The sequence below is a fragment of the Mucilaginibacter arboris genome (genome assembly GCF_009754915.1).
GTDB classification, from domain to species: Bacteria; Bacteroidota; Bacteroidia; order Sphingobacteriales; family Sphingobacteriaceae; genus Mucilaginibacter_A; species Mucilaginibacter_A arboris.
In genome coordinates this window covers 1-19846 of record NZ_WPIK01000026.1, presented here as the reverse complement: position 1 = coordinate 19846, position 19846 = coordinate 1, and the positions used below count along the sequence as shown (strand labels likewise).

Annotated in this window: 15 protein-coding genes; all 15 read right to left on the bottom strand. The window is 32.6% G+C overall.

What is annotated here, in order from left to right:
* Positions 1-362: 362 nt before the first annotated feature.
* The 15 genes from GO621_RS18175 to GO621_RS18105 all read right to left on the bottom strand — a co-directional run bounded on the left by GO621_RS18175 (position 363) and on the right by GO621_RS18105 (position 19764).
* Positions 363-1370: a hypothetical protein gene (locus GO621_RS18175; protein WP_157569704.1), complete on the bottom strand. Its 1008-nt coding sequence runs from the start codon at positions 1368-1370 to the stop codon at positions 363-365.
* A 201-nt stretch (positions 1371-1571) separates the two neighbouring features.
* Positions 1572-2552 carry a hypothetical protein gene (locus GO621_RS18170; RefSeq protein WP_157569702.1) on the bottom strand — a complete coding sequence of 327 codons (981 nt, stop codon included), beginning with the start codon at positions 2550-2552 and terminating at the stop codon, positions 1572-1574.
* A 47-nt stretch (positions 2553-2599) separates the two neighbouring features.
* Entirely contained in the window at positions 2600-3778 is a 1179-nt protein-coding gene (locus GO621_RS18165; RefSeq protein WP_157569700.1) for a glycosyltransferase family 4 protein, read from the bottom strand.
* A 17-nt stretch (positions 3779-3795) separates the two neighbouring features.
* Positions 3796-5058, bottom strand: a complete 1263-nt coding sequence (locus GO621_RS18160; RefSeq protein ID WP_157569698.1) for a protoporphyrinogen/coproporphyrinogen oxidase — start codon at positions 5056-5058, stop codon at positions 3796-3798.
* Between the two features lie 116 nt (positions 5059-5174).
* Positions 5175-6098: a glycosyltransferase family protein gene (locus GO621_RS18155; protein WP_157569696.1), complete on the bottom strand. Its 924-nt coding sequence runs from the start codon at positions 6096-6098 to the stop codon at positions 5175-5177.
* A 3-nt stretch (positions 6099-6101) separates the two neighbouring features.
* On the bottom strand, positions 6102-6959 hold the full coding sequence (locus GO621_RS18150) for a glycosyltransferase family 2 protein (RefSeq protein WP_157569694.1): 858 nt from the start codon (positions 6957-6959) through the stop codon (positions 6102-6104).
* Between the two features lie 12 nt (positions 6960-6971).
* Entirely contained in the window at positions 6972-8039 is a 1068-nt protein-coding gene (locus tag GO621_RS18145) for a hypothetical protein (protein ID WP_157569692.1), read from the bottom strand.
* A gap of 15 nt (positions 8040-8054) precedes the next feature.
* A complete protein-coding gene (locus tag GO621_RS18140; RefSeq protein ID WP_157569690.1) occupies positions 8055-9404 on the bottom strand; it encodes an O-antigen ligase family protein in 1350 nt (449 codons plus the stop codon).
* Entirely contained in the window at positions 9401-10210 is an 810-nt protein-coding gene (locus GO621_RS18135) for a glycosyltransferase family 2 protein (protein WP_157569688.1), read from the bottom strand. Before GO621_RS18135 ends, GO621_RS18140 begins: the two co-directional genes overlap by 4 nt.
* 54 nt (positions 10211-10264) lie before the next feature.
* Positions 10265-11809, bottom strand: a complete 1545-nt coding sequence (locus GO621_RS18130; protein WP_157569686.1) for a lipopolysaccharide biosynthesis protein — start codon at positions 11807-11809, stop codon at positions 10265-10267.
* Between the two features lie 62 nt (positions 11810-11871).
* Complete coding sequence (locus tag GO621_RS18125; protein WP_157569684.1) at positions 11872-12768, bottom strand: beta-1,6-N-acetylglucosaminyltransferase; 897 nt, start codon at positions 12766-12768, stop codon at positions 11872-11874.
* Between the two features lie 393 nt (positions 12769-13161).
* The gene (locus GO621_RS18120) at positions 13162-15483 is read right to left on the bottom strand and encodes a GumC family protein (protein ID WP_157569682.1); all 2322 of its coding nucleotides are present in this window, start codon (positions 15481-15483) and stop codon (positions 13162-13164) included.
* Positions 15484-15490: 7 nt separating this feature from the next.
* The gene (locus GO621_RS18115; protein ID WP_198170309.1) at positions 15491-16234 is read right to left on the bottom strand and encodes a polysaccharide biosynthesis/export family protein; all 744 of its coding nucleotides are present in this window, start codon (positions 16232-16234) and stop codon (positions 15491-15493) included.
* Between the two features lie 377 nt (positions 16235-16611).
* Positions 16612-17085: an OmpA family protein gene (locus tag GO621_RS18110; RefSeq protein ID WP_157569678.1), complete on the bottom strand. Its 474-nt coding sequence runs from the start codon at positions 17083-17085 to the stop codon at positions 16612-16614.
* Between the two features lie 543 nt (positions 17086-17628).
* Positions 17629-19764: a PA14 domain-containing protein gene (locus GO621_RS18105; protein ID WP_198170308.1), complete on the bottom strand. Its 2136-nt coding sequence runs from the start codon at positions 19762-19764 to the stop codon at positions 17629-17631.
* Positions 19765-19846: the final 82 nt, after the last annotated feature.

Here is a 19846-nt window from a genome sequence, read left to right as displayed (position 1 = left end):
TCGCGAAATCGTAGAAAAATAACCTAATAGAAAAATTGTAAGCAAATATTTCATTAACTATTAAAATCTATAGTATAATTTTTACAAGAGGTATAAATGTTAAATATTAGAGCCTACTAAGTTTATATCAGAAAAAATATAGCTTCTTTTTGCTTAAGAAAATAGAGTGGTAAAATTATATTTATTAAAAACACAAAAAAGAAAAATATTTTTATAGGGTAAAAGAAGCATAAAAATTATTACTGAATAAAATTTAAATAAGCCCAAGCCTTGATACTTCTTTTATACCTATAATATTTTACTCAAGTTACTTAAAGCATATTAATTCTAACACAAAATGTGATAGAATTCAAAATACTTTTTTATTTCCATTTTGATAACTTGATAGGATGAATATACAATTTCTCTTTGGGAAACAAGGAAATTAAATTATCAAGTTTATAATTATATTTTTCCATTTCTTCTTGATATAACCGCTTTCTCTTTTTTGAATATGGCCAAAAAACCTGGCCTCTTTTCCCAATTTTAGGTTCAGTTGCAACATCCCCGCTTGCCAATAATAAAGCTGTTGGAATAGCCAATTCAACAAATAATTTTGTAGCAGTGAAAACCCCACAGTAATGTATAAATTTTTTAATGGATTGATGAGAAACAATTACAATATCAGAATAAGAACCAGCAAGAGGATATTTAAGCTTGTATTTTAGTCTTAGAAGTTCTTCCCCGATTATATAATTTATATTTTTTATTATAAATTTAAAACTATTAGGAACTTTAGGGCCTCCAAAAACATCTACATAACTTAATTGATTAATGTTAATTCCATGCCTTTTAAGAAGCGATAATGCTTCTTCATATCCGGGTAATTCTTTCGTACTTTCTACCCCGTTTTGTTGTGGATTATAATGATATGCTTCCCAAACCCTGCACCAGTTCCACTTCTTTACATTTTTGTTTCTAAGTTTTGCTATCCCATCTTTAATTGTTGCAGGAGAACAATATAACATATTATCATTTATGTTATCAAGGCTGTAAACTTCAGGAATAAAACTTGCTGAACCTGAAAGACTAAAATGCTGCTGATAATTATTTTCATTGATATCCGGATTAAGAACAATATCATCAGCTACAAAAAAATAATGTAAAAACCTATCGTGAAAATACTGCTTAAAACCCTGTACAAAATATCCCTGAAAATAGTATGAATTCTCATAAACCGATATTACATTGGGCTTGTTTCCATCGTAAAAAGGAACTAAGTAATAAATGTAACTAAACCGTTCTTTATATATTTTTTCCAGAACTTCAATGTTTTTATCATATCTATGATTAAAAACAATTATTAGCGCAACATCATTCTTATGTTCCATTAAATATAAATTATACTAAAATCTTAGAGCCTGTTTAAATTTTTTATTAAGGAAAATGATAATGCTTTTTTATTGCTTGTAAATTTTGTTTTTGTAATGGCTAAAGACGCAAAAAGCGCGAAATATTGTTACTTTTTAGGTGATAAAAGAAGCATATAAAATAAGCTGAACAAATTTAAACAGGTTCTTAAATAAACTTTTTCATATAGTTTCCGTTTTCCATTTTGATAATTTAATTGGATGAATATACAATTTGTCTTCCGGAAATTTTTGCATTAAATCTTTCAAACTTAGATTATAAGGCCTCATATCTTCATTATATTTTTCCAATTCTGGCTGGGTATAAAGCCAATAAATACTTCCTCTTTTACCTATTTCTTTTTCAGTAACTACTTTTTCAGAAGCCAAAAGTAAAGCTGTTGGTATGGCAAACTCAACAAAAAGTTTATTGGTTGCAAAAACGCCACAGTAATGACAAAACTTTTTGATAGAAGACTTGGAAACAATTACAATATCAGAATAAGAACCAACTACAGGATAAGCCAGGGGAAACTTTTTAAAATACGATTTTAAATTGGCAGCATACTTTAGAGTTGCCGAAGTTAATGGAAAAACATCTCCATGCAAATCACGGTAAGTTAATGCTTGGATTTCATAACCATGATTCTTCAAAATTGCTTCCGCTTCTTTGTACGAAGGCATTTCGTTGGCATTTTCTACAGCATAAGCTTTGTGTTTATAATTTTCGACTAACTCTTTGATCTTGCACCAATGCCATCTTTTTTTTCCGGTGATACTTTTAACAGGTAAAAAACGCAAGGTATCATTATTGGTTAAATGATGAAGTGTATGGATTTCGGGTATATAACTTGCATTTTCTGAAAGATGAAAATACTGCTTGTAATTGTTTTCGTTAATAGCAGGATTAAGCACCAAATCATCTCCAATAAAAAAATAATGTTCGTATTCTTCCTTAAAGTATTTTTTATAGCCTTGTGCTAAATAGCCTTGAAAATGTTGTGAACTTTCATAAACAGGTATAACATTTTGCTTATCTCCTTCGTAGAAAGGCACTAAATGATATATGTTAGAAAAACGGTTTTTATACAGGTTTTCTAATACATCAATGTTCTTATCATATTTATGATTAAAAACAAAAATAAGGGCTACCTTACTATTCATTTATCAAATATTTAATAGGATGAAATTATAAAGTTTAGTATGAAAAATTATAAAGTTTCGGCCAGGAGCAACTTTTCCTCATTCATAACATCGTTATAAATTGCTAAAAGCTGTTGTGCATTTTTATCGGGCGTATAATAATTTTCGTATGTTTTTCGGGCATTTAAACGGTATTCCTGCTTTTGTACTTCAGACAAATTATGCCAATCATCTAACTTTTTTCTGAAACCCTCTTTGCTTTGAACTTCGAAATGTAACCCGTTATAATCAGGAGTAATCATCGTTTCCATAGCACCAATCCTGGACGAAATAACCGGTATTCCGCAAGCAAAAGCTTCAATAATAGTTAAAGGCATACCTTCAAACCAAATAGACGGAAATACAAGTGCAGAACAACTTTCTAATATAGTAAAAACTTCTGTTTTGTTTAAAATACCTAAAAATTCAATGTTTGGAAATCTTGAACTGTATTTTACTACTTCGTCTTTAAGCGGGCCGTCTCCTGCAATTTTAACTTTGTAAGGACAAGAAGAAAACACCGATAAAAGAAGCATTATACCTTTTTCTTCCGAAAGCCTGCCCACATATAAAAAGTAATCCTGAGCTTGCTGGTTTTTCAAAATTGGGTCAGAACAGAAGTTTGGTTTTACAACAAACTGACTTGCTGATAACCCTAAATTTGAACTTAAAAACAACTTTTTTGCATGTTCGCTCAAAACAATGTATCGGTTACATATTTTCCAGGTACCCAATTTATTATGTAAATAAATAGATAAACTTAGCCAAAAAGTAATAAGCTTAGAGTTTTTATAAACACCCGAACCCACTGCTTTCCATGGAAATTTGTTGCTTAAAGAATCCAGGAAAAGTTTACCATTATGAAAAAGAATCCCTGATGGACACAACAATCTATAATTATGAAGCGTGATAACAAAAGGTATCTTGCTTCTTTTAATGGCATAAATTACCGATGGAGATCCTCCAAAATGGAGGTTATGGATATGAACAATATCTGGCTTAAATAAAGCTAATGCCTCTTTAGTTTTAAAGTAAGATTGAAGGTTAAATGGCAGTTGCAACAGCTTTAAAAAAGCATTTTTGTGATTGTTAAATTCTAACAACTCTACCATAATCCCCTGCAATTGTAATAGCTTAATTTCTTCTGCTACAACCGTATCTTCCCCACCTTTGTATTGGTAACTTGTATGAATTACTAAAACCTTCACATTAATAATATTACTGTTTACGTCAGTTTGACGTTCAACTCCATAGCCGATTCTATTGCTTTATCCATATTGTAATATTCCCATTCTGCAAACCTGCCTAATAAATATACGTTGTATTTTGCTAATTGCGATTTTAAATTTGAAATTTTACTTCTTGTTCCTTTATGCTGGATGATGTAAGAATTTGGTTCATAGTTAAAAGCAAGAGGTTTTAAATTTCCCGGTAAGCTCTTCAGTTCCTGTAACATCGTTTCTTTATCCTGCTTACCAGAAAATTCTACAACGCAAGTCTTTCTATTGGTGCCTTCATTATTGGTATCGCTAAAATTACCAGTATAAATAATCCTATGCGCTTTAAATTTTTCTTCGGGAAGATAGAGCCAGGAAATATTATTTTCATCTGTTTCGCACAAAACATTAGACGTTCCGTTGGAAGGAAGATCAGCAACGCTTTCCAGTGCGTCTTTTAACTCCCGGTCATCAATGCGCATAATTTTACTTAATTGGCGCACATCTCCGCAATAAATTAGCAAATCAGCCAGGTTGCTTCCATTATTTATTGATAATCGGCCTTCAGCATCTACAGAAATATCAGTTACCTGAAATGAAAGATTAATATTCTGGCCTTCCGATAAACGGTTTACTATAAATTGCGAACCATCTCTTTTCGGGTAATAAAAAGAAGCATGCACCATTGTGCTTTCTTCTTTTTTGATGATATTGCTCATAATTACCTCTTTAATTTGCGGCATTGGCAATTTTCCATCAAGCCACTCTAACGGAACTTTACTAATATCGGTGTTCCAGATCTTTGAGTTGTACGGGCCAAAATATAATCGATATAAGTTCTCTCCGAAATTACCAATTAAAAAATCCCTGAAATTATCATAATTAACATCTTTATCTTTTTCATTAACCAGCATTTGGACAAGTTCTTCCACAATTGCCCTTGTTTCATTTTCCGGAAGCTGGTACAAATAATTTTCTAATGGATAACCAATCAGCTTTTCGTTAAGCAAAATTTTTGCATTTCGGGTTGCTTTCAAAAATTCCTGGTCTCTGTCGAAATGCTGCCAAAACCAATTTAATACAGTTTGATCTTTACTATTAAAAACATGGCCGCCAACTTTATGAAAAAGATTGCCATCAATCCGGTCGCATTTAATCAGGCCGCCAGCCTTATCAGATTTTTCTAAAATTTGCACTTCATATCTGTCGGAAAGCATTCTTGAAATACTTAGTCCTGAAATTCCTGACCCAATTACTACGGCTTTTTTCATGAATATTAATTCTTGTGGTATTTTGTTTTGTGATGCTTCTTTTAGCCTATCAATTTTAATTCGGCTTCCCCGCTCTTTGTAATACTAATTTTTGTATGATAAAAGAAGCATCCATATCAATTGCTTTTCCTAAACCTGGAACCAAACTTAATAATGTTGTTAATTATTTTCCGTGTAGCTAAGGCTGGTAAACCATAAGGCTTTTTTAACTGCTTTTGTAAATTTGGTTCTATTACATCAACACCGCAAAATTTAAATTCTCTTTTTATTCCCGGATCTTGTGGCGTTTGTAAATAATCAATCCCAAAAGTATTGGTAGATTCCTGATCAAAACCAATATTAGTCCCTTTGGAAATAATTGGATAAACTACTTTTAACCGATGTTCTGAAACATGCACCTGCATTTGGATATCCCAAGTTGATATAATTCCGGCTATTTCTTTTTTAACCATCCGGTACAAATCCATTCCTTCTTTATTTAAACGGCTTTTGAAGTTGGGTGAAGTTTTAATCAGGTTACTTAATCCTTCTTTATCCCAAATCACATTTTTCACCCTGTCAGACCAGCTTGCCCAACCGTAAGAACAAAAACGGTTTGCAATAATGCTATCATAAGGATAATTTTTAATTTTTAGGGGGAAACAAAAACCAGTTACACAAAACACTGATTTTTCATTCTTATAAAAATCTAAACCATCCAACAGATATTTAACATAATTAGGTGTAACAACCAAATCGTCTTCAACAATAACAAACCGATCGTAATTGTTGGATAGATAAGTTAAGCCGGTATGAAAATTGGGGCCGGTGCTAAAATTTCTGTCCCTATAATGCTTGTAAACATTTTTAAACCCAGTAAGCGAATCGATATAAGCCCTGGTTTCCAGCACACCTTGTTTGTCTTTATCGCCCTTGTAGCCATCTGCAAAAAAAATAATATCCAAGGAAGCACATTCCGGGTTTTTAAGCAAAGCTTCCATTGATGCTTTTAGTTTAGCAGCCCTTTTATAGCAAAAAACTCCGATAATCGTTTTTTCCATTAATCATTTATTTTTGAAAGTATCCCAAATGAAAGGGAACAAGGTTTTTAGCCATAACTTAAAAAAAGCAACAGGATAGTATCGCGGAAAATGTTCTTTTATAAAACCTAAAAACTCATGATAAGCCAATCCTTTCGGACTCTTTAAATAAGCAATCCTTTCTTTTAAAGTTGTATTTGCCGATTTCCAGTTATTGCCATGATCATCAATACAAGTACCTAAAAAACCAGGTGCTACAACTAAACCGAACCCTGCTTTTTTAGCTTTTAGCGTATAATCATAATCTGCTAAACCATGCGTAAATTTTTCCGATAAAATCCCTAAATGCTTTACAATTTCTGCCGGGACCAATAAAATATTAGCATTGGCAACATCACAATTTACATATTCTGTTTCGCTATATACGAAATACCCGCCATCCCAGCTTTTTGCAGAATTAAGTTTTCTGCCACCATACGAAATTTTTCCGGTCTCGTCATCAGCAGTGCTTCCAATACAAATGGCAGGTTTTGAGCCTTTACTTTTTACATAATTGCTGCATTTCAATAGATTGTAAATAGCTGTTTCTTTTAAAAGCGTATCATCATTTAACAGCAGGTAGTAATTTACATCAGCTGATAATGCCTGTTGCCAGGTATTCCGCATTCCACCAGCCCAAAATAAAGAGCCGTTACCATGATAAATATGTACATCAGGAAACACACTTTTAACTGCATCTGCAGTACCATCAGCAGAAGCATCATCCGTTAAAAATATTTTTAAACTTACATCCTCTGGTAATTTCTGATTTTTCAGGCTTTGCAAACACGCCAACGTTTTCTGCTTTCTGTTGAATGTAGTAAGGAGTACGGCAATCGTCATATTAAAAAATGATTATGCTGTTTTTAGCAGTAGTTTTCTAACAACAGGAAGTTTGTTAAACCTTTTTTTAAGTGCTTTATAATAACTCACCAAATAATATTTCAGCTTCATTTTTAAAGATAAACGAGGCACACTTACTGCTTTTTGAACGATTGCAATGAAATCCTGATTGTTTATATTTAAGCCATAATTACTGGATTTATTAAAAAACAGATTGTATAAAGTATCAATACCAAATATTTTTTCGGAAGGTAAATGCCAGATAATTAGTTCTGTATCTGATGGCCTTACTTCCCGATAAAAAACAGGGTTTGTCCAGATTCTCCTCATAAAAGAAGCATCTGTACTTGCACGGAAACCATTTTTAAAATAAAGATAACTTAAAGTATGTGCTTCTTCGTTAAACTTCATTAAACCTTTTTCATTCCGTTCCAATAAAACCGGCCATAATCCCTTGAAGTCCTGGTAAATTTTCTGAATATTTTTTACGCTGCACAGTAAAAATTCACCTAAATGATAATCAGGTATTTCAGAAATTTCTGTTTGCATTAACTCCTGATAAACTGTTTTTAAATCGTTTCTGCTTAACCCGTTAATAACATAATCTGGTTTAACGGGGTCTTTAAAAGATATAAAACCTTGTTGTGATGCCGCATCAAACAATGGCTTAACAGGCTTAATAAAAATACAGTCGGAATCTAAAATCAGATAATTATCATCTATATTCTGATGGTTCTGACTGATGTATTCTAATATGGAAAATTCGTAAAACTGATTTTGGAAAGAGCCAAAATAATTTGAAGGTGTTTTGTATTTGAAATCAGTATAAATAACTGTTACATCCAAATCTTTTAAAACATTACTAACAGATTTACCATCTACAAGAGGTAAGTTTTTAACGTTAGTAAACAACAAATGCTTTTCTTTTGTATTAAAGCGCTTACTGGTAATGTAAAATAAGAGGACACAACGCCAGTAAATATTCTGATGTTTTGCAGAGGATGATAATTCGCCGGTTTGTGGGAAAATACTTTCTTTTCCTTTTTCATCTGCACAAAGCCAGGTACATATATAATTCATTAGTAGTAATATACTTTAATTAGCATTGTTTAATTGAGGAACTGTTTTTCTGCCTTTAAAAATTTGCTTAGGTAATTTAGGTTCATCTTCTATGTAAAATTCATCGTCCTCAATTAAATCATCGTCTTCCTCGCTTTTCAGGTCATCTTTTTCCAAATAATACAAACATAAACCTACATGGCCCCAAAAAACAGTTTGAGGAACATAACTTAAAGAAAACAATATGCCTGAAAGGCAAAATGCTATTAAGACAACTGTTGATTCGCTTAGTTTTTTGCTAAACGCCCTTACCGCCAGATAAAATATAAACCCATATTTAAATAACAGGCCAACAATACCATGATAAAAAAGCACTTCCATAAATCCTTCATGAAAATGCTGCCCGGTTTTTTCCGGCCACCAATCCACTAATGGATTAGGCATCTCAAATCCTTCAAAAGTCCATCCAAAAACAGGGCGTTCCCAAAAGAGCCTTCCATAAACTTCACGTTGCTCTACCCGAAAACGACCTGTGCTTTCCTGTTTGTTAAGGTCAAGAATATCACTGAACCTTTGGCCCAAAAAAGTAGTTAACTCAGGGAACAAGGTAGAAACAAAAAAATAGGCAAGAACTAACAATACTATACCGCCCACTATCAAGCCCCATATTCTGGGAACCCTCTCCTTATTTACATGCATACTAATGCCTAAATAAATTACAATTGCAGCAATACAACTACCCCAAACAGAACGGTGTTGATGAATAAGAATAACAATGAAGCAAAACGCCAATGGAATAAAATCTATTCCTTTTTTTGTTTTGATAAACTTGTTTAAATACCACAAAAATGGAAGGATCATCATGAATATAGAAGTGGCATGAATGATACGGCCGTCACCTGAAAACACGCCCAGATCCTCCAGGTCCAAACCTTCTAAACTAAACGAAAAACCTCTACCATATATGGCCATAAAAACAATATAAGTATAGAGGTAAAACTTGGCCATAAATTCCAACAGATCAAAATCGTAGGTACGGCACAGGTTTTTTATAAATATGGAATATATAGCCGGAAACAGTACATAATACATAGTTAACTGCTGAAAAAAAGTATTGTAAACGTATAAAGATTCTAATACCAATCTTAACAGCAAAAGTGTAAATATGCCTATGAATATCCTTTCATTAAATTTCAGTTCGTTAATGTTATACAGCATATAACCATAAATTACAAAGCCGAATATTTTTTGATAAGGTTGGATTATTTCGGACGTAGGGGCAAATAACCAGGAGAAAATTTGCTCCATAAACAAATAACCAAAAAACAGAATCAGAAATTCTTTTACAGTAAACCTATAATTGAATATTTTGATAATTGTATTCATTTTGCTTTAACTGTTTTTTGCAAATGAGTTTTTTTCAATACCTTTTTTATGATGCTTACTGCTTTATTTATACCACGTGGCAATAAAGTAGTAAACCTGAGATAAGTTAAAAGCCAATTTAATTTTCTAACTTTTAAGCTGCTTCTTTTATCGATCCATTTTATTTTTCGCTCATTACGCAGATACATTTCCTGAAAGGTCCCTTCCTTTTCCGGTATGATTGCCCTGTAAATCTCAGCTTTTTTGTCAACGATGTCTTTGTTGATATAACCAAGGTGCTTTAACCTGAAATCTGTATTTATCCGTAGCCCTTTTATACCTTTTACGTTAGGCGAATCAATAATAAAATCTTCAAAATAACCTTTTGCCGATTCGCGCCACATCAATCTATCATGCCCAGAAGAATAATGTAACCTGGATTTTGAACCAGCAAAATACTCGCGGTCTATGAAATGAAACCTCCGGAAACCATATTTATTCACTACTTTACGCTCCATCAACCTATCAAAATCGGCACGGGTAAGTTCTGGCTCAAAAATCTCATCTATATCAATCCATAAACACCAGTCTGGATTTCTTTTGCGGGCCATTGCGTAAACCAGATTTTTATCCCTTCCCTCATTAAAACCTTCTGTACGAACAATATCAACAACTTTTGGATGTGCTTTTAAAACTTCATAAGTCCCATCTGTTGAACCATTATCTACTACTACAATTTCGTCAACTAATTTTTCTACATTTTCCAGCCATTCATCAACGAAAAATATTCCGTCTTTTACGCGAAGCATTACAATTAATTTTGGCATAGTATCAGAATCGTAAATATGGCTATAAATTACAAAATCAAATATAACTTTTCATTACGCTCTTTTAATTTTCAGTTTATAAAAAGGACTAACTAAAAATTTATCTTTTAAATCTTTAATTGTATTACGTATTTCTATATCAAAAAGCAATACCAGCAATATAAAGAAAATTGTAAAAATTGATGCGCTTACTAATAATTTTAATAAATAGATGTTTTCAGCAAATAAATGTCCAACCAGTAACTTGCATCCCAATCCTACAAGTAAGCTAAGCGGTACTATTATTATCCAAACACTAAACAGGTTTTTTATCAAAGCATATTGAAGATAGCCCAATTTAAAAAGCCGATAGGTAAAGTAAGAAAAATCAGTAAAAAATGCTACCGACAAGGTAACGCATAGCGTTCCTACAATCCCGAATTTTTTGGCAACAAAAAACATTAAAGTCCCTAATACTACCCCTTTTACCATATTAATTAAGCTGTTCATTTTAATGTCGCCTAATGCATAGCCCATATTTGACATAAAATAACCAATTAACCCAATAAAAAAATTAGCCACCAATAAATGCATAATGGTATCCCCGGCATATTTTGAACTACCGGTCCAAAGTGAAATCAGGTTGCGGTAAGTTAACCAGAACATAAAGGAAGTAAACAAGGCTGCATAAGAATAAACCCTAAACTGTGTATTAATAAAATTAATGATACTTTCTTTGTCGCCTTTACCTTTTCCATGAGAGATCAAAGGCATTAAAGCAACAGAATGACGGCCAATTAAACCGGAAGTCATGTTAATAGGCCGTTTGTTAATTTCATAAACAGTTATCATGCTTGGAGGGATAAAGCGGGCAAGTATAATCATATCTACACTTCCTGATAATCCGGTAATTATTCTTGATATAGAAGTAAAAGAAAAAATTTTAATAAACTTTTTAAAATAAGGTATATTAAAATTTATGAGGAGGTTTTCTTTATTCAATACTCTTTTTAAGGAAACAATATTGTAAACATTGATAAAAACAGACCTTGTTAAATTGGAAAAAGCAATTGATATGACGCCAAAGCCTTGATATAAAAACAATATATTAACCATTAAAAAAAGCACATTTGCAAAAACGGTTGCTTTTGCAACATCAGCAGAATTTTGCAAACCCTGGTTAATGCCCGACATGCTAAAGGAAACTAAAGACATACCAATAGCAATAATAGAAAGCATTAAAGCGGTTTGTAAATGCGGATAAACAGATACATCCTTGTTAATAATTGTACCAAGTAGAAAATAAAATACAAACCCAATTAATATAGAAAAAACAAGAATTATACTTGATGCAATAAAGCCGGAACCAATTGTTAAGCTAACTTCTTCATTCAAGTTTTTGCCTCTAAGTTCAGCTATTTTTTGCTGCAAAACATCACCAACACCTGGGTCTGTTAGTGTTATCCAAGCCAAAATATTACCTGTTGCTAACCATATTCCTAATGTTGCAGAATCAATATGCTTTATATAAAGCGGAAGTAAAATAATAGAATTAAATATATTAGTTAAAACATAGCCGTATTGAAAAACGAAATTCCACTTTAAAACATTTTTATTCATGAACAGAAAATAATACTTTTTTAGATGAATTATATCGACTGATAAATATACTAAAGATTTGTTTATGCAGATATTTGCTGGTTAAGGCATGTTTGATCAATTAAATCTAAAATATTAGAATCATAGTTTAAATCAAATTTTCTTGCAAAAAACGCAGGTGAATTTACTATGTCGTTTAAATCGGATCTATCTATAGTTTCAGGATGAGACTTTGAAGCTGATTTCCATTTAATAAACCTTTTGTTATCATTTTCTATACTGCTTAACAACTTTTCATCTTTACTATTCAAAAGGATCATTTGAAAAAATAATTCATCAGAAGCAAAAGTATGCTTATGAAAAGATGTATATATGGGATATTTTTTAACAAAATTTAAAATATAATCTAACGCATACATATCTATAATCCACCATTGAGAACCAGCAAAAGGTTTCATTTTGCCTGGAATTTTTCTTTTTAAAGCCGGAAAAAAATTTGAAATAAAGTTTAATAACTTAGAAAAAAACATTTGATAAAAATTGAACCCAAAAAAGTATTTATTTACCCTATACATGCCGCCTTTATTTTTAGGCCATTTGTTATAATTGGGCAATGGCCAGTATTCAAAAAATATTGAATACGGCGTTTTTTGAAAATAGTTATTTATATAATCATTACTTTTAATTGGATAATCTTGTCCGCTTAGTAAAATAATTCTATTGAATGCCATTGCTGATTCTTTAATAGCAATCATTGCATTTAAGGTACATTGAACAAGGCCAAAGGCGCCCCAGTCTGAGTAAACCCTTTTAACTAAATTCACTTTGCTGCCTAAAGATTTTAATGCTGTAAAATGATTTATAGAAACCCTTTTGTCGATATGAACAAAAAAAACAGAACATCCGTCATCTAATATTTTTATTAAACGAAGCAGTTGCTCCGGGTTTTTATGAGCTATAATAATATAAGCCTTTAGCATTGTATATTCAAATAAATAATTACATACGCAAAAAGGCCCGTTTTAATTTGTTTAATGTACTTTAAAGATTCTTTTTGCTGTAAAAAATTTATTACTCTGTTACATTTCTTTCACAAGTAATAAGCATTTAAGATTAAAAAATCATTCAAAATTATTAATTTATACAGAAAAGGTTCAATAATTTGCTTTTTAGCTCTATAAATTCCTTTCTACCTGCATTTGTACTTAATAAATACCATAAAAAGAATTAAACGTTTTTACTAATTTATTAAAAAAGTTTAAAAGCTTATTAAAAATTAATTAAACTAAAAAACCTTTATGTTTTTCAACATAAAGGTTTTTCATAGCTAAAAGAAGCATCACAAAAATGCTAAATCAGCAATATTTCTATTATTATTTTCTAAGTGCCGGAAAAAGTTTATTACTTTTCCTATCATCGTAAGTATAGCCGTAACCATATCCATATCCGTAACCGTATTTATGTGCAATACCTCTGTTAGATACACCATTAAATACAATTGCAGCGTTAGTTAATTTATTTAATCGATTGTTTTCATCTATTCTTTCAATAAACACTTTTGGTGTAAAACCATGCCTAACAATATAAAGTGTTGCATCACAAAAAGGTGATAAGATATAAGCATCAGAAACAGGCCCAACAGGAGCAACATCAATTACAATGTAATCAAATATTCCGTCTAAATAGTTTAACAAATCTCCTGCTTTTTCATTCATAATTAATTCTGAAGGGTTTTTGGGAAGCTTTCCGGTAGAAATAAAAAACAAGTTTTCATCAATTTCCGTTGGCCTGATTATTTTATCCGGACCTGTTGTTCCCTGTAAATATTCTGTAACACCTACATGGTCAGAATCAATATTTAGTTTTGCAGCTAATGATGGATTATTTAAATCAAAATCAAGTAAAACAACTTTTTTACCAGTTAAAGAAAGGCTAATAGCAAGGTTTGCAGCAACAAAACTCTTACCTTCCCCGGAAATGGCAGAAGTTATTAATATACGTTTATGATTACCGCCTATCCCTAAATAATTTAAGGTAGTTCTTAATTTTCTAAATTGCTCTGCAATAAGTGTTTTTTGGTTATTGCCAATAACGATCGCATTTTTTGATTTTTCGGCAGTTATTTCACCTATAACCGGCAGCTGGGTTAAATTTTCAATTTCTTTTTGGAACATCACCTTGCTTCTCAAAGTCTCTTTTCCTACAACTATTCCAAATCCTGTTACAAGCGCTAAAAGGGTAGCTATCAGATAAACAAATTTCTTTTTAGGGCTTACCGGATATTCTGATGATTCTGCCTGATCAATAACTTTACTGCCAAATAAACTGGAAACATAAGATAGTTCTGTCTCTTCTTTCTTTTGCTCAAGAAAGGCATAAAGACTACTTTTTTGAGCCTGATCACGACTAATATCTACCAGCTGCCTTTGTGTTTCGGGCATAGATTGTAAAACAGATGAATAAGAATTATTTGTAGTAGAAATATTACTCTTACTTGCCAGTAAGCTTTGCTTTTGATTTTCTACATTCTGTAAAATCTGAGGCCTTATTTTTTCTATCCTATCTATATAGGAAACATAGAGAGGGTTATTTTCACCTGTGGTTTTCTTTAAACTTTCTGCTTCAATTTGCAAATCGAAAATGTTTTTTACCATCTGTGTTAAACTTGGGTCATCTACCCCAGCCATTGATGGTACAATACCACTTGACAGATCTTTAGACCTTACAGAATTTTCAACCTGGTTTAATACAGATAATTTAGTATTAATTTCACTAACCTTTTGATCGTTGGAACTAACATTTTCTAAAAACAATTTCCCTTGCGTATCAACATCAACTGCGCCTTTATCAGCTTTATAAGCCTGCATTTTATGTTCAATGGTTACAAGATCTTCTCCAACACGTGCCAGGCGTTCATCTATAAATTGTGAAGTGTTTCTTGCAAGTGTATTTTTTTCGTCGATAATAGATCTATTATAAACTTTTATCAATTCATTTACAACATCCTCACCACGCTCAGGGATTTCATCTTTGAAACTAATATTAACAATACTTGATAATTTATTAGCAGCGGTAACAGTTAACCTTGAGGCTAAAGAAGAAACTACTTTTTTAGGATTAATTAATGAAAAGAACAGTTTTTTGTTGGTTTCATCAGTTGTATAGTATTTATTCTTTTTAAATTCCAACCTGCCATAAGGAGTATCAACCCATTCATTTAAGGGATATGTTTTATTATTAAATTTAACACTGTTACTATTGGCGGTGAAATATACTTTGTTAACTTGTTTCATAGTATTACTATCAGGAACAATTATAACAGGAGAATTTGCATAGGCCGATATAGTATTAAATCTTGTTTCCGCAGAAACAGGGGCATATAAATTAAGATTTTTAACTACACTGTTAAGAAGACTTTTTGATTGCAGTACTTCTATTTCATTATCTATGATTTTTTTAGGAGAAATCAAGTCCAATGATTCTAAAGTTTTAGAATCTTCTGATCCCTTCTTTTCATCTTTAATCAATATACGGGCATCAGTTTCATAAACAGGAGTGGCAAGTTTTAAATAAAACCACGCACCACCAAAACTTATTAATATTAAAATTAAAAAAAGCGGCCAATATGGTAAATATCTAAATATAAAGCTACTGCTAAAATTTGAGTCCTTATCTTCAGAAATTTTTCTATTCATAATAAAATTATTTTCTAAGTATGCTACTAACTATAATTGCAATGAAAGATAAACCGCTTAAAACAATTGGCAGGATTACTACTGTTTGCCCTGAACTGGATACCTTTGTTTTATTGGCTTCAACAATAACAATATCATTAGATTTGAGGTAATAATATTGAGAGTAAAAAAGCTCGTTTGAATTCAAATTTAATCTTTTTATTACTTTTTTTCCGTTTTCTTCCCTAATTACTGTAACATTATCTTTTCTGCCAAAAATAGTTATGTCTCCTGCAAGCCCAAGTGCTTCCAATAACGAAATTTTTTCACTTGGTACGTTAATTACTGTTGGATGTGCAACTTCCCCTAACACACTAACTTTAAAATTTAACTGCCTTACTACAACAACCGGGTCAACTAAAAGCTTCCTGCTAAGAAGAGTTTGGGTTAGTTCGTTTTTTAGTTGTGTAGTGGTTAAGCCTGCAACTTTTATATTTCCAATAACCGGAAACTGAATAAACCCATCTGTGTTTACCAAATAGCCAGGAGATTGCAAATTTAAGCCTGATGCAGATGAAGAACTTACGTAAGAATTGTTAGGTGTATTAAATATAGCAGTTGCTTCAGGGTTCAAACTGCTAACGGCAATACTTAATAAATCATTAGGTTGAATATAGGTTAAAGGGGCTACATTTTTTGAGTTAATAGTAGTATCTTTTTGATTGGAAAAATATATCGACTTTCTAACATCCGCACAAGAAGATAGTAGCACCTGATAGATTAAAAATAAAAAAACTATTTTAAAATTTGACTTCATATATTCGATTTAAACAATAATTACAAGCAATAAATATATAGATATAATATAGCAATAAAAACATCTGTAATACATTTCAATCAGATAACCTTTAATTAAAATTGTCTATTAAAAATTATCAGCTTGAAACATATTAAGGGTTTAATTAGTACTATATGCTTCTTTTACCCTATAAAAAAACTTTAATCTTTCTATTAAATTACTTTACAATAAAAACATAGGATAAAAGAAGCATGTGTTAACTTTCTGAAATCAAATTAAAACAGCAATTTGAAATTAACCTTTAATTACACATTAGAATAAACTTTTAAAGTGAATAAATAAAATACACTTTATTTATTTATTTCTTTTAATCTAATTTCAACCCTTCTGTTTTTTTGACGCCCTTCGGGAGTTTTATTTGTAGCAATAGGTATGGTACTGCCATAAGGTATTGCTACAACCCGGTCTTTTTTTACCCCTTTAGAAACTAAATAATTCTTAACCGCTAATGCCCTTTTTTCTGAAAGTACCCAATTTGGTTTATACTTTCCAATTGAATCTGCATGTCCACGCAGCGATACTACATAATCATCTTCTATTACAAGTTTAACCAATTTGTTTAAATTATCATAATAAGCATTCCGTATACTTGCTTTTGCAAAGTCATACTCTAAATTTCGTGTAACCTCTGCTATAAGTGCACTTTTATCAATTGCACGAACTTTTCGAACTGTCTTTTTTGATGAACTAACATCAATTGCTTTAACTTCTGATAAAAACAACAGCAAAGCTAAAGGTGCGATAAAAAATACTTTGGTTTTCATAATATATTGGTTTTTAGGTGTTAATATAAAATATACACAGCTTAAAATTATTTTTGTTTTACAATAACCATAATAATATTTTATACAAGATACGGAATTCTATTGCAGAAGGATTTGTTGTAAAATGCTTTAAGCATTTTATAAAAACATAAAATTTACCCTTGAGATTTAATAAAGTGCCAATACATACGCCTATAACTATTTTTATGAATAATACCAATACTTCTTTTATGCCTGCTTTTTGTTTAAATACTTTTCTATTTTATAAAATATGGAAAATATTTTTAGCAGGTAAAAGAAGCATTACAAGTATTCTTTTTATATAAAGTCCATTAGAAATTTACAATTAACTTTTGGAATCTTAAGTATTTTTAACTGTAACCTATTTAGGGGAAACTATTTTAATTGAAAAAATATATTAGACTTTATATAATATGCATTATTCTGTTTAGTGGAGAAGTTAAAGGATAATTATACTCCAGCTTTATTTATTAGCAATTTGAAGCAATTTTATTTTATTACATGCTCCAGTTTATATTCTATTTATTTCACAACTATAAGTTTCTTTGTCAGGTTACTTTTTCCGCTTGTTAAATGGATAATGTAAACACCATTTTGGAGCGCACCTGCACTTAGTATAAAATTTGTTTTAATGTTCGCTTCTGTTGTTCCCGAAAACAATTTACCCATTAATTGTCCCTTTGTATTGTATAAAGCAATATCCGTTTGCCCTGCTTCGGCTAAAGTAAACTCCACATTGGTTTGCTGGGAAGCCGGGTTCGGGTACACAAATAAACCTTGCTTTACTGTTGCAGCTAACGGATTGGCCGTTGCAATTGACTGCGTGTTAATGATGCTTGCGTTTAAAGAAGATGTTGTTAGCTGCTGAGAAAAATAAGGTGAAAGATATTTTCCCGGCAACGGACTTTCAACTGTTCCGTTTGGCAATTGCCATTGTACAGATAAGTTGTCGCCGCCGCCGCCTTGTTTTTGCAAAGCTTCTACATAATATTTCTTTCCTGCTTGTAAAGTTATAGATGCAGATTTTTGTGAATCAAACTTATTCCACTCACGGTAACCTGTCCAGCTAAGCAAGTTTGCAATCCTTACTTTATTATCAGGATTATCATCTGTTGAAAGCCAAAGTTCGGCAGCATCATCACCTGCAATCCAAAAGGTGTAATTACCTGTTTGAGGAATACAAATGTAACCGCGGATACGGGAAGCGTAATTGTCGTGAGTATTTACCGGCCCTTCAAAAGATGTTAACTGATTGGTTGAAGTTGGTGCAGCTTGAAATGAAAAATCTGAAATATTATTTCCGGGAACATTGTCCCATTCTTCACGCAAAATTGTGCCAGTGGCAGAACAAGTTGTGGAAGCAGGCAATACAACAAAACTTTGTGATACTGTTTTTGCAGCATTAAAATTTGCATTGCCAGTTTGTGAAGCTTCTACCGTAACAGTGCCATCACCAGTTAGTGTAAGGGTACTGCCAGAAATAGTAGCCGGGCCAGAAACAACACGGAAACCTACGGAAAGGCCTGACGAAGCAGTAGCCGTTAGGCCAAAAGGGGCATCTCCATTGGTTTTAGAAGCAAGGGCTGCAAAAGCAATAGTTTGATCTGCCGTAGTAGCTGTATAAGGCGCCAAATGGCTCCCTGCTATCGGCGTTTCCATCGTTCCATCCGGTAGTTGCCATTGTACGGAAAGGTTATCGCCGCCGCCGCCTTCTTTTTGTAAGGCCTCTACATAATATTTCTTTCCTGCCTGTAACGTAATTGAAATTGATTTTTGGGAAGGATATTTACCCCATTCCCGGTAATTTGTCCAGCCGTCAACATTGGCAATCCTGGTTTTATTAACAGGCTGGTCATCGGTAGAAAGCCAAAGTTCGCCAGCATCATCGGTTGCAAGCCAGAACGTATAACTTCCGGTTTGGGGGGCATAGATATACCCTCGGATACGTGAAGCATAATTATCGGCCACATCTTTTGGGCCTTCAAAAGAAGTAACCTGCGTAGTTGAAGTTGGTGCATTTTGAAGCGGGATATCAGAAATACCTGTTCCGCCTACATTGTCCCACTCGTCCCTTGTAATAGAACCTGTACCTGCAATTGTAGCTTTTGCAGTTGTATCTACGTAAGGCGAAAGATGGCCTCCAGCAATGGGTGTTTCCATGCTTGCATCCGGTAATTGCCATTGTACAGAAAGGTTATCGCCGCCGCCGCCTTCTTTCTGCAAGGCTTCTATATAATATTTCTTTCCGGCCTGCAGGGTAATGGAAGCAGATTTTTGGGAAGCAAACTTGTCCCATTGCCGGTAATCCGTATATCCATCCACATTGGCAATCCTGACTTTGTTGGCCACGGTGCTATCTGTGGAAAGCCAGAGTTCACCGGCATCATCGGTTGCAAGCCAGAAAGTATAACTTCCGGTTTGGGGCGGACAAATATACCCACGGATACGTGAACCATAATTATCTGCCACATTTAAAGGGCCTTCAAAAGAAGTTAACTGGCTGGTAGAAGAAGGTGCTTTTTGAAGCGGGATGTCTGAGATGCTTGTACCGCCTATATTATCCCACTCTTCCCGTAATATAGTACCGGTAGCCGAGCAGGTAGCAGCAGTAGTGGAAGTTGTGGTTGATGGCACATCGGTAACTAATATTGCAGACATGAACGGATCAAGTTTAATACTGTTTTGATAGCTGTTGCCTGCGGCGTCGTAGCTTGTCCCGTTTGTGGCGAAGGCTTTGCCG